This window comes from Oceanobacter sp. 3_MG-2023 (assembly GCF_030688925.1).
GTDB lineage: Bacteria > Pseudomonadota > Gammaproteobacteria > Pseudomonadales > Oceanobacteraceae > Oceanobacter.
Map to the genome: position 1 here is coordinate 44,206 of NZ_JAUYVX010000014.1, position 16,279 is coordinate 60,484.

The window sequence follows — 16,279 nt, forward strand, 5'->3', positions numbered from 1 at the left end:
GACTGAAATAGGGTTAAAAATGCCCCATTGTCACAATACCTTCCTGATGAGTCCGAGTTTCACTACCTTTCTATCGCCAGAAAACCGGGTCGCCCTCTTTGCGCTCAAATAACAGGCAAAAAAAAGCCGCGCTGTCAGCGCGGCTTTCAGGAACAACTCAGTGATTAGCCACCGAAGTCATCCAGCATGATGTTCTCAGGCTCAACACCCAGAGAAAGCAACATGTTGATTACAGACTGGTTCATGATTGGAGGCCCACACATATAGTACTCACAATCTTCTGGCGCAGCGTGATCCTTGAGGTACTGTTCATACAGTACGTTATGGATAAAGCCGGTCAGACCGTCCCAGTTATCTTCTGGCTGTGGATCAGACATCGCCACGTGCCATTCGAAGTTTTCATTCTCTTCAGCCAGCTTGTCGTACTCTTCCTGATAGAACAGTTCGCGTAATGAACGCGCACCGTACCAGAAGCTGATCTTGCGCTTGGAGTGCAAACGCTTGAGCTGATCGAAGATATGCGAACGCATCGGTGCCATACCGGCACCACCACCGATAAAGACCATTTCCGCATCGGTATCACGAGCAAAGAACTCACCAAATGGACCGTATACCGTCACCTTGTCACCTGGTTTCAGGTTAAAGACGAAGGTCGACATAATACCTGGCTGAATACCCTGGGATCCTGGTGGTGGCGTTGCAATACGAATATTGAACTTCACCAAACCTTTTTCTTCAGGATAGTTAGCCATGGAATAGGCACGAATGGTGGTTTCCTTGTTAACAGCCTTGATGTCGAAGAAACCAAAACGCTCCCAGTCACCGCGATACTGCTCTTCAATATCGAAGTCAGAGAAGTTGATTTCATACGGAGGACATTCCAGCTGCACGTAACCACCAGCACGGAAGTCAACGTTTTCGCCCTCAGGCAAAGCCAGTGTCAGCTCCTTGATAAAGGTTGCCATGTTCGGGTTGGAAACAACGGTCGTTTCCCACTTTTTCACCCCAAACACTTCTTCCGGAACTTCAACCACCATATCTTGCTTGACTGGTGTCTGACAGGATAACCGCCATCCTTCACGGGCCTCACCCTTGGTGAAGTGAGAGGCTTCGGTAGGTAGCATTTCACCGCCACCTTCCGTTACCTTGCACTTGCACTGGGCACAGGTACCACCGCCGCCACAAGCAGACGACAGAAAGATATTATTAGCGGCCAGAGTTTGCAGCAGCTTGCCACCGGCTTCGGTTTTTACTTCCCGCTCGCCGTTGATCATGATGGTTACATCACCCGAGCTAACCAGCCGGGAGCGAGCGCCTAGAATGATGAACACCAGTGACAATACAATCACGGTGAACATCACTACGCCCAGAATAATTTCAATATCCAAAACTTCGTCTCCTTACAGTGATACGCCAGAGAAGGACATGAAGCCAAGAGACATCAGACCTACAGTCATAAAGGTAATACCCAGACCTTGCAGACCTGCTGGCACATCGCTGTACTTCAGTTTTTCACGAATGCCTGCCAAAGCAGCAATGGCCAACGCCCAACCCACACCGGCACCAATACCGAATACGGTACTTTCACCAAAGTTGTAGTCACGTTCCACCATGAACAAGGCAGCACCCATAATGGCGCAGTTCACCGTGATCAGCGGCAGGAATACACCCAGCGCGTTATATAAAGCCGGTACATACTTATCCAGCACCATTTCCAGGATCTGGACCATGGCGGCAATAACACCGATATAGGTCAGCAGGCCCAGGAAGCTCAGATCAACCGCAGCAAAATCGTTGGAGATCCAGGTCAATGCACCTTCTTTAAGCAAGTAGGTATAAATCAGGTTGTTGACCGGTGTGGTAATACCCAGCACCACGATAACCGCAACACCCAGACCAATCGCCGTTTGAATTTTCTTGGAGATTGCCAGGAAGGTACACATTCCGAGGAAGAACGACAGCGCCATGTTCTCCACAAAGACGGACTTAACGAACAGACTGATATAGTGTTCCATTAGTGACCTCCTGAGTGTTCAGTGTTAGGCAGGATTTTGAAATCTGGTGCTTCGACCTGTTCGGTCTTCACAGTACGCAGAATCCAGATGAAACCACCGATAATAAAGAAGGCAGACGGCGGCAACAGCAGCAAACCGTTGGACTGATACCAGCCACCATCCTGAATCAATGGCAGGATCTCGAAACCAAACAATTTGCCAGAGCCAAACAACTCACGCACGGTCGCAACAGAAACCAGAACCACGGAGTAGCCAAGACCATTACCGATACCGTCAAAGAAGCTCAGCACCGGGCCATTTTTCATGGCAAAGGCTTCTGCGCGTCCCATCACGATACAGTTGGTAATGATCAGACCAACAAACACCGACAACTGCTTGCTGACTTCATAGGCATACGCCTTGAGGATCTGATCCACCACGATAACCAGTGACGCAATAATGATCATCTGTACGATGATTCGAATATTGTTTGGAATATGATTACGGATCAGCGCGATACCAAAGTTGGAACACGCCGTTACCGAAGTCAGCGCCAGACACATAACCAGTGTTACGTTCAGGCTGGTCGTTACTGCCAATGCAGAACAAATACCCAGAATCTGAACTGCAATCGGGTTTGCGCTGAAAAGCGGTTCGGTAAGAACTTTTTTCAGATCAGACATATTACGCCCCCTGTCCTTTCAGTTTGTTCAGCAATTCGCCAAAGCCTTTGCCACCAACCCAGAAACGTACCAGATTGCTGACACCACGGCTGGTCAAGGTAGCACCAGACAAGCCATCAACCTGATAAGGGTTACCGGCTTCTGCACCACCTTTTACGACACTGATTGCGACATTGCCTTGATCATTAAAGACTTTTTTGCCCACCCACAGTGCTTTCCACTTGGGATTATCGACTTCACCACCCAGTCCCGGGGTCTCAGCATGAGAATAGAAACCCAGGCCAACGATGGTATCCATGTCGCCTTCCAGCGCCAGGAAGCCATACAAGGTAGACCACAGACCATAGCCGTGAACCGGCAGGATAATCTTCTCGATATGATCGCTACCGCCGACAATAAAGACCGCCGCGTATTTTTCCAGACGCTTGATGCTGGCTTCATCTTCTTCAGAAGACAAGGCACGAGACAGCGCAGGCGTCTTGGACGATTTTTTCTGATCGAAGTTTTCGACCGTCAAACCGGCATCACGGATTTCCTGGAGTTCAGCATCCGTCGCAAAACGTCCTGCTTCCAGATTAACAATACGGGTAGAAATCTGTGTGAACTGATCAGCTACCGGCTGGCCTTCGACATACAAATCAGCAGCCTGTAATACCGCGATTTTTTTATCATTGGCCTTGTTTTCATTCTGTTTGCCACGCAAACCCACTGCGGCACCGGCAACAATCACCGAGCACACCAGGCACAGCAAAATAGCAACCGTCAGAGTTTTTTGAATGCTGTCGTTATTAGCTGACACGGGCGATCCTCCGCTTGATGTTTGCCTGCACTACGAAATGGTCGATCAGTGGCGCAAACAGGTTGGCAAACAGAATGGCCAGCATCATGCCTTCAGGGAAGGCCGGGTTAACCACCCGAATCATAACCACCATAAAACCGATCAAGGCACCAAAAGCATACTTGCCGGTATCGGTCATGGAAGCGGACACTGGATCGGTAGCCATAAAGATCATACCGAACGCAAAACCACCAACGACCAGATGCCAGTACCACGGCAGGGCAAACATATAGTTGGTGTCTGAGCCAATCATATTCAGCAACAGACTGAAAACCACCATGCCGCCAAACACACCCGCGACAATACGCCACGCAGCAATATTCATCACCAGCAGTACCACACCACCCAACAGGATCGCCAGCGTACTGGTTTCACCCATGGAGCCCTGGATAGTGCCGAAGAATGCATCACTCCAGCTAACACCCGCATCAATAATAGCTTGTACGCCGCCTTCAGCCGCATTACTCAATGCTGTCGCACCGGTAAAGCCATCGGCTGCCGTCCATACCGCATTACCTGACATATTGGCCGGGTAAGCAAAAAACAGGAAAGCACGACCCGTCAGTGCCGGGTTGAGGAAGTTTTTGCCCGTACCACCGAACACTTCCTTGCCGATCACAACACCAAACGAAATGCCCAGAGCCACCTGCCACAGCGGAATGCTGGGGGGCAAGGTCAGAGCAAACAGCACGGAAGTCACAAAGAACCCTTCGTTAACTTCGTGGCGACGAATGGTGGCAAACAACACTTCCCAGAAACCGCCCACAATAAAGACCGTGGCGTAAACAGGCAGGAAATAAGCCGCGCCAAAAACAAAGTTATCCCAGAAGCTGGCCGCATCGTGAGCACCACCACCCAGCAATACAATCAGAAACTCGCGCCATCCTTCAATGACGGTACCGGCACCGGCTGCCATGGCTTCGTTCGCCTGCAAGCCAATGTTGTACATACCAAACAGCATCGCCGGAAAGGTACAGACCCATACCGTGATCATGATACGTTTGAGGTCAATGCCATCCCGTACGTGCGCCGTGTTATTGGTCACATTTGGTGGTGAAAACAGACCGGTATCAACCGCTTCATACAGCGGGTACATCTTTTCGTACTTGCCGCCCTTCTCAAACAAAGGCGCCAGGTTATCAAGCATAGTTCGCAGACCCATAATCAGCCCTCCGCCTCAATTCGAGTAAGATTTTTACGCAGGATCGGGCCGTACTCATATTTGCCTGGGCAAACAAAAGAACACAGAGCCAGATCTTCTTCATCCAGCTCCAGTGCACCCAGCGCAACGGCCGATTCCATATCTTCAACAATCAACGCTCGCAACAACTGGGTTGGCAGCATATCCAGCGGCATCACACGTTCATAAGCGCCGACAGGCACCATGGCACGTTCACTGCCGTTGGTTGAAGTCGAAAACGGAAAGCTCTTCTTCATCAGATTGGACAGGTAAATCGGCATCACAGAGAAGCGATTGGCACCTGGAGTCAGGTAATGCAGCAATGGACGCTCACGCCCTTCCCGCAGTACGCTGATCTGGTTGTGGTAGCGACCCAGAAAAGACTCAGCTCCAGCGGCAGTACGACCACCAAACACAGAACCTGAAACAATACGGTTCTCGGCATTGACCAGTTCACCAGCAGTCAACTGCTGCAAGCTGGCACCGACCAGAGTACGGATCAAACGCGGTTTTTTGACTTGTGGGCCAGCCAGCGCGACGACGCGCTCGGAAGACAACTTGCCCGTCGTAAACAGGATACCAATGGCAATCACATCCTGATAACCGATTGTCCATACGGTGCGCTGTTCACTGACAGGGTACAGAAAATGAATATGCGTGCCCGCCAATCCAGCCGGGTGAGCTCCCGCAAACTCTTCCACTGTTTCTACACCAGCGGCCGGGATATTGGCGCCCGGTGCCTTGCAGACAAACAGCTTGCCAGTTGTCAGGTTTTTCAGCACCTGCAGCCCATGCTTGAAAGCATCGGCTTGCTCGGCAATGATCAATTCCGGATTGGCTGCCAGCGGGTTGGTATCCATGGCATTGACAAAGATAGCATCAGGCGTGCTGTCCAGTGCCGGTACCCGGGAATATGGACGGGTACGCAGAGTGGTCCACAAACCGGAGTTCACCAGATTGCTCTGGACATCGGCTGCCGCCAGGGATGACAGCGCATCTACTGGATAATGATTGAAGGTTTCTTCATCAGAACCTTCGAGCTGGATAACAATCGACAAGAATTTCCGGCGATCGCCGCGGTTTACCGCCTTGATCACACCCGCAACCGGAGCGGTAAACTGCACCCCCTCGGTCTTCTTGTCTGTAAATAGGACTTGTCCCTTCTTGACCGAATCACCTTCCTGAACAGCCATTGTTGGCTTCATACCAACATAGTCCGCGCCCAGTATCGCAACTTCCGTTACGTTCTGGCCCGATGTAATGGTTTGCTCAGGAATTCCGGTGATAGGTAAGTCGAGACCTTTTTTAATTTTGATCATATGCCTCGCCTAATCACATGAGTCCGCTGCGCCAGAATCCGCAACACAAACACACGAACAGGCCACCAAAATCATCACTGAAGCTGGAAGCAGGCTCGTATTACTTGCAATTGCATTGGGAAACAAGCACTTGGATACTCGTTTGCTAAGTTTACTAAGTGAAAAATCGGCGGTTAGTATAAAGAGGCGCACCCGAATAATCTAGCGATCAAGGGTGTAGGTAGATCATGCTTTAGAGGGAACAATCTATACCAAAAAGAGGCTATTCAGTGCCAAACAGCAAGAAACAGGAGTATCAGGAAGGTAGTCATGACAGGGAAATCAGAACGTTATCGAGAAGAAAATCGCTGCTTTCTCCTCGATAACGGCATGCATTGTACCGGCTCAGCAGCCCATTCAGAGCAGTCGTGAGCCGGTCAGCACTCAGTTTTGTACCGGTGGGTAAGTCGGGTATTCAACACCACACAACTGATGCGCGATACGGATAACCTGGCGGCTGTAGCCGTATTCGTTATCGTACCAAACGTACAGGTTGGCGTGATTGCCATTCACAATCGTCGCCTTGGCATCCACGATACCGGCATGGCTGTTACCAACAAAGTCGAGAGATACCACTTCCGGTGAGTTTACCCAGTCGATCTGACGATGCAGGTCAGAGCGCAGGGAAGCTTCACGCAAGTACTCGTTTACCTCATCAACGCTGACGTCCTTGCTCAGGTTCAACGACAGGATCGCCATGGAAACGTTAGGCGTTGGAACCCGGATCGCGTTACCGGTCAGCTTGCCTTTCAGTGCTGGCAATGCCTTGGCAACCGCCTTGGCAGCGCCTGTTTCCGTAATTACCATGTTCAGCGGTGCAGAACGGCCACGACGATCCCCACTGTGGTAGTTATCGATCAGGTTCTGGTCGTTGGTATAGGAGTGAACGGTTTCAACGTGGCCGCTGACAATACCGTACTCATCGTTCATCACTTTCAGAACCGGCGTAATCGCGTTGGTGGTACAGGAAGCCGCAGACAGGATCTTGTCGGCTTCTGTGATATCACCGTTGTTAATGCCATAAACGATGTTCTTGATATCGCCTTTGCCTGGTGCAGTCAGCAGCACACGGGCAACGCCGTTACATTTCAGGTGTTGGCTCAGGCCATCTTCGTCACGCCATACACCGGTGTTATCAATCACCAGAGCGTTCTTGATGCCGTATTCCGTGTAATCAACGTCAGATGGGCTACCAGCGTAGATGATTTTAATCACGTTGCCGTTAGCGATCAGGCATTCGTTCTCTTCATCGACAGACAGGCTGCCACGGAAAGTACCGTGTACTGAATCGCGACGCAGCAAACTGGCGCGTTTGACCAGGTCATCACCCTTGCCGCGACGAACCACGATGGCACGCAAACGCAAACCACGGCCACCGCCGGATTTTTCAATCAGGATACGAGCCAGCAAACGACCGATACGACCAAAGCCGTACAATACGATGTCACGGTTTTCGCCATCTTCTGTGGTTTGGCCAACGGCGTCACCCAGCTCGTCAGTCACAAAGGTGCGCAGGTCGCGACCATTTGCCTCAGTGCGGAATTTTACCGCCAGACGGCCGATATCAACATGGACACGGTTGATATCCAGCTCTGCCAGAACCTGAAGAATCGGGAACGTGTCGCGGACAGTGACTTCCTGTTTTTCCATGTGACGGACAAAACGATGTGCTTTCAGAATATCAATCACAGAACGATTGATGATCGCACGACCATACAGGGATGTGATCACATTATGAGTGCGGTACAAACCACCAATCAGGGGAATCATGGATTCAGCAATCGCTTCGCGTTCCATCCAATCCTGCAAGCAGGTGTCGCGCATATCTTGAGTCACAGGCAAACCTTCCATTTAATTGTTCGAGGGATCATTACGGTGCAGATTATGCACGTGCCGGCCCAAGTTCACAATCCGACCAAAAAGCAACCGACTTTGTAGAAAACCTACCTATTTTTTCGAATTTGGTGAACCAGACGACCATTGCTCCTCCCATGCCACCATCAATCAGCCAGACCGGTTCAGGCCAGTACGGCCAACAATAGCGACTCAGCAAAGGCATATTCCATAGCATAGCCCCTGTTTGTCGTTATCTTGTTGTCATCGTCCTCAATACCCAAACCTGTCTGTCCCTCGCGACCAGGTCGTGGCTTTTGAAATCACCATCACAACACTCTTACCTCGATTCACATAATGACAAGCTGCACAATTAACGTAGTTAATTTCCAACAAAAACCGACCCAAACTGACAAAATACTTCCATTGCCCATTGGTTGACACAGGGTAAACAGCGGATTATTGGGCTCAAAAGGTGTCAAAATTCCTCGAATTGACACAATTCCATGACAAAACAGTCACGTGGTTACGTTCTCTCCAGGAGATACACAAGGCCCAACCGCCGATGATTTCTCAATGATTTCCTAATACCAGCCTGTCTGATCCGCATTGGCAGGGCAAAACAGCAGCCCTCTGACGGGAAACCTGTGACACCCTTCCAGCCATTGATTACACTTGACCGCCTGCCGATTCCACCCTTCGATATACGCACGGAGAACGCATGACCAGTCCGATGACTCCCGACCTGCCAACCAAAGCTGCCGAACGTCGCTTCTGGGGCAATCTTGAGGGAGCAAGCCTGGCGTTGGCCATTGCCCAGGCCGCATCATCCAATCAGGGCCTGACCCTGGTGGTATGCAACGACACCACCAACGCCTTGCAGCTGGAAGAAGATATTCGTTTTTTCGCCGCCAAACTGCCCGTGCTGTTATTTCCCGACTGGGAAACCCTGCCCTATGATGTGTTTTCTCCCCATCAGGACATCATTTCCCAACGGATCGCCACCCTCAGCCAGTTGCAGGATATTCGTCAGGCCGTTCTGATTATCCCGGTCGCAACCCTGTTGCATCGCCTGCCCCCTGCCAGCTTTTACCAAGGCCAGAGTTTTGCACTGGACGTCGGCCAGCACTTTGACGTCGACAATACCCGCAAGCAGTTACAGGCCGCCGGTTATCATTGTGTTGACACCGTGTATGAACACGGCGAATTTGCTGTTCGAGGGGCCATTGTCGATATTTTCCCAATGGGTCAGGCATTACCATTCCGCATCGATATGTTTGATGACGAAATCGAGACCCTGCGAACCTTCGACCCTGAAAACCAGCGCACGCTGGATAAAGTCGACAGCATCCGCATTCTGCCCGCCCGGGAATTCCCGCTCAATGCCGCCGCCATCAAGATGTTCAAACATCGCTGGTTCGACTTTTTTGAGCACAACCCCAACGACTGCTCGGTGTATGTCGACATCGGCCAGGGCATTGCCCCGGCGGGTATCGAATACTATTTACCGCTGTTTTTTGCCGATGATCTGGGTAACTTTTTTGACCACCTGCCCCGCAATACCCTGATCATTCACGATGCCGGTATCGAACCCGGTGCCAAACATTTTCGTAATGAACTGGAGCAGCGTTACGAAAGCCGCCGCTACGACCGCACCCGCCCGATCCTGGCGCCAGGTGAGCTGTTTATCGCAACCGACCAGTTGTTCAGTCATCTCAACGATTACCCACGCATTCAATGGCATGATGCCGACCTGCCCAGCCGCGGCGGTGCCGTCCGGTTTGACACCCACCCCCTGCCCGACATCAGTATCGACTCGCGACTGGATCAACCATTGCAACGCCTGCAATCCTGGCTGCAAGCCAACGCCAACACCCGAGTGCTGTTTTGTGCCGAGTCAGCCGGTCGTCGGGAAGCCCTGAAAGAATTACTCAGCCGCATCAAAATCCGGGCCAGTGAGCACCCGGACTGGATCACTGCGACCCAGAGCAACGACCAGCTCGTGCTCACCACCGCACCGCTCAGCAAGGGCGTTGTGATCGACGCCAGCCAACCGCTGGCCCTGATTACCGAAAATGAATTGTTCGGCCAGCGCATTCGTCAGACCCGCCGCCGCAACAAACAGAAAACCGATGCCGACAACACTATCCGTGACTTGTCCGAGCTGAAACCCGGCGCCCCCGTGGTACACCTCGATCACGGCATCGGCCGCTATCAAGGGCTACAGGCGTTGGATGCCGGTGGCCAGCTGAATGAATTTCTGGTGCTGGAATACGCCAACAACAGTAAATTGTACGTACCGGTGTCGTCGTTACACCTGATTTCACGCTACGGCGGAGCCGAAGACGGGGCAATTCCAATCAGCCGCCTCGGCACCGAAAAATGGGCGGCCGCCAAACGCAAGGCCGCCGAAAAAATTCGTGACACCGCCGCCGAGCTACTGGAAATCTATGCCCGCCGGGAAGCCCGCAAAGGTTTTGCTTTTAACGGCCCGGACGAAGAATACGACCGCTTTGCTGCGGGCTTCCCTTATGAAGAAACCCCGGATCAACAGACCGCCATCGACGCCGTTGTCAACGATATGTGCTCACCACGCCCCATGGATCGGCTGGTGTGTGGCGATGTAGGCTTTGGTAAAACCGAAGTGGCCATGCGAGCTGCCTTTATGGCGGTACAAAGCGGCAAGCAAGTCGCCGTACTGGTCCCTACCACGTTGCTGGCACAACAGCATTACCAGAACTTTGCCGACCGCTTTGCCGAATGGCCGGTCAAGGTCGATGTACTGTCGCGTTTCAAGTCCGCCAAGGAAACCCAACAGGCTCTTGAACGCATGCTTGATGGCAAAACCGATATCGTCGTCGGCACCCATAAGCTGCTGCAAAAAGACGTACGGTTTGAACACCTCGGGTTGTTGGTCATCGATGAAGAACACCGCTTCGGGGTACAGCAAAAAGAACGCATCAAGGCCTTGCGCGCCAATGTCGATATTCTGACCCTGACCGCCACGCCGATCCCGCGTACATTGAATATGGCCATGGCCAGCATTCGCGACCTGTCGATCATTGCCACCCCACCGGCAAGGCGACTGAGCGTCAAAACCTTTGTACGCCAGTACGACGAAGCCACCATCAAGGAATCCATCCTGCGGGAAATCCTCCGTGGTGGTCAGGTGTATTACCTGCACAACGAAGTCAAAAGCATCGAGAAAATCACCCGTGAACTGGACCAACTGGTGCCGGAAGCCCGGGTTGTATTTGCCCACGGCCAGATGTCGGAGCGCGAACTTGAAAGCGTGATGAGTGATTTTTACCACAAACGCTTTAATGTGCTGGTTTGCACCACGATTATTGAAACCGGCATCGACATTCCCTCAGCCAACACCATTATTATTGAACGGGCCGACAAATTCGGCCTGGCCCAGCTGCATCAGCTGCGTGGCCGGGTTGGCCGTTCACACCATCAGGCCTATGCCTATCTGCTGACACCGCCGCCCAAAGTGATGACCAAGGACGCTGAAAAACGTCTGGAAGCCATTGCTTCGGCACAAGACCTCGGTGCGGGCTTTATGCTCGCAACCCATGACCTTGAGATCCGGGGTGCCGGGGAATTATTGGGCGAAGAGCAAAGCGGCCAGATCGAAACCATCGGCTTTACCCTCTATATGGAAATGCTGGAACAAGCCGTACAGGCGATGCGCTCCGGCAAGATTCCATCTGACGACCTGACCCCGAAACAGATGGCCGATGTCAATTTGCATATTGCGGCGCTGATCCCGGACGACTACCTGCCCGACGTCAACAGCCGCCTTACGCTCTACAAACGGATTGCCAACGGCCAGAGCGATAACGAACTGAAAGAACTGCAAGTCGAAATGATCGACCGCTTTGGGCTACTGCCAGACCCGGTGAAAAACCTGTTCCGCCAAACCGCGCTGAAATTGCGGCTCAACCCGCTGGGCATTGCCAAGCTCGACGTTGGTTCCGACTCCGGTCGACTGGAATTCAGCGCCGACACCAAAATCAACCCCTTCACGCTGGTCAAGCTGGTACAAAGCAAATCCCACAGCTACAAACTGGAAGGTGGCCACACCTTGCGTTTCTACTTCAACATGGACACTATCGACCGGCGCTTTAACGTCATCGACCAGGTGCTGACCGAACTGCAAAAGGAACTCTGACCCTTGAACCTGTTTCACTCTGCCAAAGTGGCGTTCTTTCTGAGCCTCACCACATTATTCACACTGCCCACCAGCGCGGTGGCCGCCACTCCGTTAAGCGATAACTGGTTTCAGGTTGAAATGATGCTGGTCGCCTATCGTAATAACAGCGACATCGACCAGGAATACTGGCCCAAAGTCATCCTCGACAGCCAGTCGCTCTTTGCAACGATGACACCCAAGTCCAGACGCCTTGACCCGGTCGCCAAACATTACCGTTACCGCCGGCTACAAACGCAGTTTCTCAATGCCATCAAGCTCCCGGTCAGACTACCGGATAGCCTGTGGCAACCCCTGGCACCGCTGTCCAGCCTTAAACTGAAACGGGAAGCCAACCGCATCAACCCACAGGCCGATATGGATGTGGTATGGCACCAAAGCTGGCTGGAACCCGTACAAAGCCAGGAAGGCACCATCGTCCACAAGGTCAACCTGACCGTCGGCGGAGAACCGGAAATCCAGATTACCGGCGGTTTCAGCCTCTACCTCAGCCGCTACCTGCATATTTCGACCGACTTTCATGTGCAACACCTCAGCAGCCAGATGCCCGCCGAGCCACAGTTACAGGCATTCAGCACAGCCATCAATACCGACGGCACATCGACCCCGGCCATACTGGCAAGCCAGCAGCCATTGACCATTCATGGCCTCTACCCGATACGGGCCACCGAGGTTCGTCAGAAACGCCGCATGCGCAGCAAGGAATTGCATTATATCGACCACCCGATGCTGGGCGTTGTATTGATTATTACACCGGTTGAGTTTCCAGACCTGACAGCTGGCGAATAGACTGGCGAGCACAGACGACCGCCACCAAATCATCCGTCACCCCGGGCCTTGATCCCGGGGCAGAGGACACACACGAAGCTACGGCACAGACATAACCGGCGGACACCGACAGAGCCGGGAGCCGGCCCTTACAGTGACAACAAGACCGCTGCCAGCAAGTCCCGAACGTTATTCATACCGCTGTCCAGTACCGCCTGAATATCAGCCATGGTAATTTCGGCATCGCTGCGACCCGCCGCCGGGTTCACCACCAGGCAGACGCTGGCGTAGGGTATGCCTAGCTCCCGTGCCAGTACCGCTTCCGGCATACTGGTCATTCCAACCAGGTCACAACCAATACGCTCGAGGTAATTCACTTCGGCGGTGGTCTCCAGCCGTGGGCCTTGGGTCACGCCAACCACGCCATAATCACTCACCGGCGCCGGTAACACCCTGGCGGCTTCAATCAGTGCCTGGCGTAATCCGGCATCAAATGGCTCGGTGAAATCAATATGGTTCAGTGGCTGATAACTGCCGTCAAAAAAGGTGCTTTCCCGTCCCCAGGTCAGATCGATCAGTTGATCCGGAATCACAATGGCCCCTGCGCCCATATCCGGGTGAATCCCCCCGACCGCATTGACGGCGAGAATGGCTTCAGCCCCCAGCTCCTGTAATGCCAACAGGTTGGCACGGTAGTTCACCTTGTGTGGCGGCACCGAATGCGGATGGCCGTGCCGGGCCATAAACAGCACCTCACGCCCTTCCCAGAAACCCTCATGGACACTGCCAGACGGCGTCCCCAGGACGGTATTAATATCATGGCGAGCCGTTACCTCCGGCCCCTCCAGATGAGTCAGGCCAGTACCACCAATAATGCCAATACGCTGATAGGACATGCGAGCGCTCCTGTTAATCAAGCAAAAAAGGGAATGCGCCCGATAGCGGACGCCAAAACAGTGTGATTTCAATCAGGATGCGGTCAATACTGCCAGCTCGGCACGAATACGTTCAAGTGACGAATCCGTTGCTGCAGTGGTGCTGGCTGTCGCTGGCAAACATCGCCAATCCGACAGATCCAGCCGTGGCCGTCCTTGTGCCAATGCCTGTTCGACATGCTGTAACACTTCCAGCTCACCAGACTGGCGATTACATACCACCAGCGCGTTGCAACCAGCAGTCATTGCCAGCTCCGCCCGCTGGCGGTAACTGCCATAACTGGCAGCACCTTCCATGGTCAGATCATCACTGAAGATAACCCCAGAGAATGCCAGCTGTTGTCGTAACAGGGTCAACCAACGGCGGGAAAATCCAGCCGTCTGTGCGCTATCCAATGCCGGATATATGACATGTGCCGGCATCACACCCGCCATGCGCCCGGATGCAATCAGGTGCTGGAAAGGCCGCATGTCATAATCCAGCTGGGCCAGGCTGCGGTGATCAACCGGCAGCTCCCGGTGCGAGTCGGCAATCACTGCGCCATGCCCCGGAAAATGCTTGCCCACGGCTTGCATGCCAGCGGCCGCCATACCATCCACCAGCGCCGCCGCCAGCACGCTGACAACCGCCGCATGGGTGGCAAAAGCCCGATCACCAATCACCTGGGAGCAGCCGCGCTCGATATCCAGCACCGGCGCAAAACTGACGTCCACACCACATGCGGCCAACTCCGTTGCCATCAGCCAGCCAATATCGTGAGCCAGTGTTTGGGCTGCCTCCGGATCGGACTGAAACCGCTGCCCCAGCAGTGCCATCGCCGGCAAGCGGGTAAATCCTTCCCGAAAGCGCTGGACGCGGCCCCCCTCTTGATCGACAAACAGAGGCAAATCCGGCCGCAGCTGGCGAACATCGGCCGTCAGCCTCTGCAACTGTTGCGGGTTCTGGTAATTACGCCCAAACAGAATCAGGCCACTCAGAGCTTCCGACTCCAGCACCGGCCAATCTTCTTTCAGCAGTTGTGGTCCCAGCAAGTCGGCCACGACGCCAACTGCTGCGGTATCGTTCAAGACAGCTCGCGACATGGAATCCTCGAAAAACTGTGTGGCTGAATCCACACCGGTGTATCAATGCTCACCTGATCAAACAGGGCCAGCACATCCTGGTTACGCATACGAATACAACCATGGGAGCGGGCAATGCCCATCGGTTCCGAATCCGGTGTGCCGTGAATATAAATATAGCGCCGCATCGAATCCACGCGCCCCATACGATTGAAGCCTATTTCCATGCCCTGTAACCAGAGAATCCGGGTAAGAATCCAGTCCCGGGCCGGATGCCTTGTGGCCAGCTCAGTGGAGTACAGCTCTCCGGTAAAACGTCGCCCGACAAACACCGCATTCTGCGGCAGGCCTCCGCCGATACGGGCGGCAATTCGATGCCAGCCACGCGGCGTACAACCGGAATTTTCTTGCTCACCAACCCCATTCAGGGCGGTGGATATGGGGTAGACAATACACGTTTGCGGCGTCGTCAGACGTAACTGCTGATCCGCTATCGAGATCTCGATCATGATTCCTTGTCCGTCCGGTCCATTCTTTGCCAAGGTTGCCATATCCTCGTTATTCCAGGTCTATTACATTCGGTCCGGCTGCTAGTCTTGATGAGGTGCCTGAAAGCCGGATGACAAAAAAGGCACCAGCTTGTCGATCACGCCATCGATCCCGGTACTGACACCCAGATCATGCTGCGCCATGGCGGTCAAGGATTCCACCCCGGAGAGCGTAAACACCGTTGCCCCCAGCATAAAGTGAATACGCCAGAAACGCTCTTCATCGCTCAATTCAGGAGAGGCGGCAGTGACCAGCTGCATATAACGCTCAAACACCGCGCCGTACTGGTTACGCAAGAATTTGCGCAAGTGCCCCTGTTCCTGCGAGTAAGCCAATCCCAGCAAGCGCATGAAAATACCCAGCCGCCGGGCGTTGCCACCTCCGGCAGCCATGGAAGTTTCAGCCAGCAGCCGCAACAGTGCCCCCAGTTCCGGAGACTTGCCCGCCAGGCCATGTTCATAACCTCTCAAGGCCTTGCCAAGGTCGTCGCAGAACGGCGTCAGAAAGCGGGCAAAAACGGCCTGGATCAACTCTTTTTTAGAGCCGAAGTGATAATTCACCGCTGCCAGGTTGACCCCGGCTCGCGTGGTAATATTCCGCAACGAGGTTTCTGCAAAACCTCGTTCAGAAAACAGCTCCTCAGCAGAATCCAGAATACTTTTAGCGGTGTCTTTTTGAGCCATCAGAGCCATATTCCCAGCCTACAAGTTGGTTTTAAACATACGTTTAAAACAACACCCATGCAAGATGAAGACAGCTAAGTCATTCATATCCAGTGGAAATTCATTCAGGAATAACAGGCAACAGCGCCTGTATTGGCAGCGGTTAAAACACTGGGAAAGGAACGAGAGGAGCAACACAAG

13 protein-coding genes are annotated in these 16,279 nt (G+C 53.2%); 2 read left to right on the forward strand and 11 right to left on the reverse strand.

From position 1 onward, the window contains the following. Nucleotides 1–164: 164 nt before the first annotated feature. The 7 genes from nqrF to Q8W32_RS13185 form a co-directional block, all read right to left on the reverse strand. Nucleotides 165–1,388, reverse strand: a complete 1,224-nt coding sequence (gene nqrF / locus Q8W32_RS13155; RefSeq protein WP_303431984.1) for an NADH:ubiquinone reductase (Na(+)-transporting) subunit F — start codon at nt 1,386–1,388, stop codon at nt 165–167. 12 nt (nt 1,389–1,400) lie between these two features. After that, complete coding sequence (gene nqrE / locus Q8W32_RS13160) at nt 1,401–2,015, reverse strand: NADH:ubiquinone reductase (Na(+)-transporting) subunit E (RefSeq protein WP_303431983.1); 615 nt, start codon at nt 2,013–2,015, stop codon at nt 1,401–1,403. Then, a complete protein-coding gene (locus tag Q8W32_RS13165; protein WP_303431982.1) occupies nt 2,015–2,677 on the reverse strand; it encodes an NADH:ubiquinone reductase (Na(+)-transporting) subunit D in 663 nt (220 codons plus the stop codon). The genes nqrE and Q8W32_RS13165 overlap by 1 nt, the downstream gene beginning before the upstream one ends. Nucleotide 2,678: 1 nt before the next feature. Beyond that, nucleotides 2,679–3,476: a Na(+)-translocating NADH-quinone reductase subunit C gene (locus Q8W32_RS13170; protein WP_303431981.1), complete on the reverse strand. Its 798-nt coding sequence runs from the start codon at nt 3,474–3,476 to the stop codon at nt 2,679–2,681. Further along, nucleotides 3,466–4,677, reverse strand: coding sequence for an NADH:ubiquinone reductase (Na(+)-transporting) subunit B (locus tag Q8W32_RS13175; RefSeq protein WP_303431980.1), 1,212 nt, complete (start codon nt 4,675–4,677; stop codon nt 3,466–3,468). Before Q8W32_RS13175 ends, Q8W32_RS13170 begins: the two co-directional genes overlap by 11 nt. 2 nt (nt 4,678–4,679) lie before the next feature. Next, nucleotides 4,680–6,014 (reverse strand): Na(+)-translocating NADH-quinone reductase subunit A, encoded by a 1,335-nt coding sequence (locus Q8W32_RS13180; protein WP_303431979.1) that lies wholly within the window; start codon nt 6,012–6,014, stop codon nt 4,680–4,682. 423 nt (nt 6,015–6,437) lie between these two features. After that, nucleotides 6,438–7,889, reverse strand: coding sequence for a glyceraldehyde-3-phosphate dehydrogenase (locus Q8W32_RS13185; protein WP_303431978.1), 1,452 nt, complete (start codon nt 7,887–7,889; stop codon nt 6,438–6,440). Nucleotides 7,890–8,607: 718 nt separating this feature from the next. On the opposite strand from Q8W32_RS13185, the gene mfd reads away from it, so the two are divergent. Further along, nucleotides 8,608–12,063, forward strand: coding sequence for a transcription-repair coupling factor (gene mfd / locus Q8W32_RS13190; RefSeq protein WP_305415300.1), 3,456 nt, complete (start codon nt 8,608–8,610; stop codon nt 12,061–12,063). Nucleotides 12,064–12,066: 3 nt separating this feature from the next. Beyond that, nucleotides 12,067–12,891 (forward strand): CsiV family protein, encoded by an 825-nt coding sequence (locus tag Q8W32_RS13195; RefSeq protein ID WP_305415302.1) that lies wholly within the window; start codon nt 12,067–12,069, stop codon nt 12,889–12,891. 128 nt (nt 12,892–13,019) lie between these two features. Here Q8W32_RS13195 and Q8W32_RS13200 read toward each other — a convergent pair whose 3' ends face one another. The 4 genes from Q8W32_RS13200 to Q8W32_RS13215 all read right to left on the reverse strand — a co-directional run bounded on the left by Q8W32_RS13200 (nt 13,020) and on the right by Q8W32_RS13215 (nt 16,108). Next, entirely contained in the window at nt 13,020–13,766 is a 747-nt protein-coding gene (locus tag Q8W32_RS13200) for an S-methyl-5'-thioinosine phosphorylase (protein ID WP_305415304.1), read from the reverse strand. A gap of 72 nt (nt 13,767–13,838) precedes the next feature. Beyond that, the gene (nagZ, locus tag Q8W32_RS13205) at nt 13,839–14,888 is read right to left on the reverse strand and encodes a beta-N-acetylhexosaminidase (protein ID WP_305415306.1); all 1,050 of its coding nucleotides are present in this window, start codon (nt 14,886–14,888) and stop codon (nt 13,839–13,841) included. Beyond that, nucleotides 14,870–15,376: a L,D-transpeptidase gene (locus tag Q8W32_RS13210; RefSeq protein ID WP_305415308.1), complete on the reverse strand. Its 507-nt coding sequence runs from the start codon at nt 15,374–15,376 to the stop codon at nt 14,870–14,872. Before Q8W32_RS13210 ends, nagZ begins: the two co-directional genes overlap by 19 nt. Nucleotides 15,377–15,457: 81 nt before the next feature. Beyond that, nucleotides 15,458–16,108 carry a TetR/AcrR family transcriptional regulator gene (locus tag Q8W32_RS13215; RefSeq protein WP_368501365.1) on the reverse strand — a complete coding sequence of 217 codons (651 nt, stop codon included), beginning with the start codon at nt 16,106–16,108 and terminating at the stop codon, nt 15,458–15,460. Between the last annotated feature and the right edge of the window lie 171 nt (nt 16,109–16,279).

Coding starts and splice junctions, on each gene's coding strand:
- Q8W32_RS13200 (WP_305415304.1), bottom strand. CDS start 13,766: ATGTCCTATCAGCGTATTGGCATTATTGGTGGTACTGGCCTGACTCAT.
- nagZ (WP_305415306.1), bottom strand. CDS start 14,888: ATGTCGCGAGCTGTCTTGAACGATACCGCAGCAGTTGGCGTCGTGGCC.
- Q8W32_RS13180 (WP_303431979.1), bottom strand. CDS start 6,014: ATGATCAAAATTAAAAAAGGTCTCGACTTACCTATCACCGGAATTCCT.
- Q8W32_RS13210 (WP_305415308.1), bottom strand. CDS start 15,376: ATGATCGAGATCTCGATAGCGGATCAGCAGTTACGTCTGACGACGCCG.
- Q8W32_RS13215 (WP_368501365.1), bottom strand. CDS start 16,108: ATGGCTCTGATGGCTCAAAAAGACACCGCTAAAAGTATTCTGGATTCT.
- mfd (WP_305415300.1), top strand. CDS start 8,608: ATGACCAGTCCGATGACTCCCGACCTGCCAACCAAAGCTGCCGAACGT.
- Q8W32_RS13175 (WP_303431980.1), bottom strand. CDS start 4,677: ATGGGTCTGCGAACTATGCTTGATAACCTGGCGCCTTTGTTTGAGAAG.
- Q8W32_RS13165 (WP_303431982.1), bottom strand. CDS start 2,677: ATGTCTGATCTGAAAAAAGTTCTTACCGAACCGCTTTTCAGCGCAAAC.
- nqrE (WP_303431983.1), bottom strand. CDS start 2,015: ATGGAACACTATATCAGTCTGTTCGTTAAGTCCGTCTTTGTGGAGAAC.